Consider the following 3,220-nt stretch of genomic DNA (forward strand, 5'->3'; position numbering starts at 1 on the left):
CTAATTTTTAATTTTTCCTAAAATCATCATGCAAAAAAGACATGACTAAATCTTTTTTTTGCATAAAAATATTTTTTTCATCACTAAAATTCATCCATAAGATAGAGTGAATTATTTTACTAATAATCATAGACTATAAAAATTCATACCATTTGGGATTTTAAATTGTCAATAAATTATTAAATCAGCACAAAGTTGACAACTTTTTACCTGCGACAATCATTTCTCAAATTGGTATTAATTTACATTTATTCTTTTTTTGGAATGTTAATGTTGTCCCCTGAGTTTTCTAACTTGGATCTTCTCGTAGTTGATGATCATGAACTCACTCGTTTAAGCTTACAATTAGTGTTTTCTACTCAAGAAAATATTCATGTTGTTGGTTTAGCTGCTCATGGTCAAGAAGCTATAGAAATGGTTAAATTATATCAACCTCATGTCGTTATTCTCGATTTACAAATGCCAATTATGGATGGTTGGGTAGCATCTCATTACATTAAAGATATATCTCCAAATACTCAGATTTTAGCTTATTCATCTGTAGATGAAACATCTTTTCAGCAAAACCAAACTCAGCATAAATTTGATAAAATTTGCAAAAAAGATATTCGTACAAAAGAACTCATTACCTTAGTCAGACAGTTAGGACAGCAGGTTCAGTATTTTTCCTAAACTGATGTGCAGCTAAATTGTATAATCCTAATATTGTTAACTCTTGTGGAACAGGCATCTTACCTGTTAAACTTATACAAATTACCTGTTAAACTTATACAAATTACCTGTTAAACTTATACAAATTGCCTGTTAAACTTATACAAATTAAATGCAGTACAGCTTATTCACAAGAAAAAAAATCAACCTCGTCAGTCTATTAACAATAATCAATTCTTCTCAAAACTAAATTGCGTCCGGTATATTGTTCATAACACATACCGGACGCTAATTTTTATTATTAAACCTGCTTAATTATTTCATTCATTAGGAACAGTGCGTTTAAATTCATCCAGTAGATCATCTAATTCTTCCAGAGCTTGATTAACATCAACCCTTAACGTTCCTAAATTAGGTTGTTCGAGTAAACTCAGCAACCGTTCACGTTTAGCTTGAACTGCGCTAATTCGGTCTTTAATTGTCTGAATATCCATTTTTTACTTCCAGTCCTTAAACACTTCAAATCTAAAGTTAACGCAAAAAACAAGAATATTAATTTCTGTGTCAATTTGCCCCTAATCAGGGATGATAATAGAACTAAGAATAAACATAAATTATACTAATCTCAAATTATGCTGGGCGGAATTTCTTTGGGAACACTTGGTTTAACAATCGGTAGTATACTCACTATTACAGGTTTTGTTGCCTATTTTGCAGATAACGCTACCCTCAATTTAGTGGGGTTTTTCTATGGTTTTCCGCTGCTATTGGGAGGTTTAGCTCTCAAAGCTAATGAACTCAAACCCATACCCTTCAGCCAAGCCACCACATCATCAATTTTAGCACTCAGAAAACAACAAGCAACTGTCACACAAACTAAAATCCGTAAAGACATCACACGCTACTGCTATGGACAAAAAGCCCATTTAGACGAAGCCCTGGCTTATTTAGGTTTAAGTCCCACGGACGATTCAAGACCAATAGTGACAGGTTTACGAGAAACCGAAATCAATGGGGCTTATACCCTCATTTTAGAATTTGATTCGCCATTAATTAGCTTTGATGCTTGGCAACAAAAGCAAGAAAAAATGACCAAATATTTTGGACCTAATGTAGAAATTAGCATGACACAGCCCAGAGAAGATTGTATTGAACTCTCTTTGATGAAACAGGAATAGTAGCAGCGGGGTTTCCCCGCCTATCTTGTTTCCTGGTATAGTATAATCATCCCTAGACATACCCACTATCTACCATGAGTCAATGTCTTAATCCCACCTGTCTTTATCAAAATCCCCAGGGTACTAGCTTTTGTGAAAACTGTGGGAGTAAAATCCTTTTAGATGATCGTTATCGTCCCATTAAATTTCTTGGTGAAGGTGGTTTTGGCAGAACATTTCAAGCAGTAGATGAAAAAAGATTAAATACACCCTGCGTTAAAAATGGAATGGCAATGGCAAAAGTATGTTTCTTTAAGTCAGGAGTTAACAACTGTATTAGAAACCATGTTACAGGTTATTCCTGCTAAACGTTATCAATCAGCCACAGAAGTTTTAGCAGTATTAACATCAAAGCAAGCAAAAGAACAAGCGGCAGAGGTACAATTAAAGTCAGCCGCAGGAATGGACTATAGAAAACTGCAAGATTTACTTGCTGCGGGGAAGTGGAAGGAAGCAGACGAGGAAACAGCAAGGGTCATGTTAGCGGTTGGGAAGTGGGGAAAGAAAGGTCACTTATCTACTGAGGATATTGATAATTTTCCCTGTGAAGACCTCCGCACCATTGACCAGTTGTGGGTAAAATACAGTAATGGTAGATTCGGGTTTTCTGTGCAGAAACGGATTTATCAAAGTTTAGGTGGAACAAGAACCTACGATGAGAAAATCTGGGATGCCTTCGCTGACAAGGTAGGATGGATAAAAGGAGGCTACTGGTTGGATGACAGTGATATGACTGATATTACTTTTGACATAAAAGCACCAGAAGGACACCTCCCTAAGAGTTTGAAAGTAAATATAGGGGGGTGGAAGAAGTCTGGTTTGGTGGGTTTGAGTATTGCTGGAGGGGTTTTCGGAATGATAGCAACTAATGAGGTGCTAAAACGTTCCCGTTTTGGCTTGTTCTTTTCTCTCGCGTGGAGACTTGTAAACTGTAACATTTAAAGGTTACAGAAAATAAAGTGATAGTATCATTACCTAACCTATTCTGAAAACCCCTACGTACTCTTACCTCTGGCATTAGGCAATATTTTTTTTTCTCTTCGAGATGCTCCGCGAACGCCGTAGGCATCGCCCTGATTCTTCTCCAAGAGCGATCGCTTGATTTTAACTCCAATAAATAAGCTATATGTCTTAAACTCCGCGCCTCTGCGCCTCTGCGTGAGAAAAATTCATATTTTCACTCACCAACACCTATAAAGTTTAAATAAAAGTAGCACCATAACCCCGAAAATTCAGTAATCAAAGGTCAAACATTATGCAACTACCAGCATTAACTAACCCACAAAAAAATGCCCCCCATTTCTGGAGAGCATTTCTTTAATCAAGCTCTGTTAAGAAAGCTTTAATTATTA

General features: G+C 36.1%; 5 protein-coding genes. 4 read left to right on the forward strand and 1 reads right to left on the reverse strand.

The features are described from left to right. Positions 1–264: 264 nt before the first annotated feature. Positions 265–672, forward strand: coding sequence for a response regulator (locus ACIR310F_RS0118185; RefSeq protein ID WP_028085063.1), 408 nt, complete (start codon positions 265–267; stop codon positions 670–672). 299 nt (positions 673–971) lie between these two features. Here ACIR310F_RS0118185 and ACIR310F_RS26340 read toward each other — a convergent pair whose 3' ends face one another. Beyond that, the gene (locus ACIR310F_RS26340) at positions 972–1,145 is read right to left on the reverse strand and encodes a hypothetical protein (protein ID WP_196803237.1); all 174 of its coding nucleotides are present in this window, start codon (positions 1,143–1,145) and stop codon (positions 972–974) included. Positions 1,146–1,283: 138 nt separating this feature from the next. On the opposite strand from ACIR310F_RS26340, the gene ACIR310F_RS0118195 reads away from it, so the two are divergent. From ACIR310F_RS0118195 to ACIR310F_RS27080, 3 genes are all read left to right on the forward strand, one after another. Next, entirely contained in the window at positions 1,284–1,829 is a 546-nt protein-coding gene (locus ACIR310F_RS0118195) for a DUF2854 domain-containing protein (RefSeq protein WP_028085064.1), read from the forward strand. A 74-nt stretch (positions 1,830–1,903) separates the two neighbouring features. Beyond that, complete coding sequence (locus tag ACIR310F_RS27505) at positions 1,904–2,176, forward strand: 4-Cys prefix domain-containing protein (protein WP_331271325.1); 273 nt, start codon at positions 1,904–1,906, stop codon at positions 2,174–2,176. Continuing rightward, entirely contained in the window at positions 2,091–2,810 is a 720-nt protein-coding gene (locus ACIR310F_RS27080) for a GUN4 domain-containing protein (RefSeq protein ID WP_331271326.1), read from the forward strand. Before ACIR310F_RS27505 ends, ACIR310F_RS27080 begins: the two co-directional genes overlap by 86 nt. Positions 2,811–3,220: the final 410 nt, after the last annotated feature.

This window comes from Dolichospermum circinale AWQC310F, assembly GCF_000426925.1.
Classification (GTDB): Bacteria; Cyanobacteriota; Cyanobacteriia; order Cyanobacteriales; family Nostocaceae; genus Dolichospermum; species Dolichospermum circinale.

Coding starts and splice junctions, on each gene's coding strand:
- ACIR310F_RS0118185 (WP_028085063.1), top strand. CDS start 265: ATGTTAATGTTGTCCCCTGAGTTTTCTAACTTGGATCTTCTCGTAGTT.
- ACIR310F_RS27505 (WP_331271325.1), top strand. CDS start 1,904: ATGAGTCAATGTCTTAATCCCACCTGTCTTTATCAAAATCCCCAGGGT.
- ACIR310F_RS27080 (WP_331271326.1), top strand. CDS start 2,091: ATGGAATGGCAATGGCAAAAGTATGTTTCTTTAAGTCAGGAGTTAACA.
- ACIR310F_RS0118195 (WP_028085064.1), top strand. CDS start 1,284: ATGCTGGGCGGAATTTCTTTGGGAACACTTGGTTTAACAATCGGTAGT.
- ACIR310F_RS26340 (WP_196803237.1), bottom strand. CDS start 1,145: ATGGATATTCAGACAATTAAAGACCGAATTAGCGCAGTTCAAGCTAAA.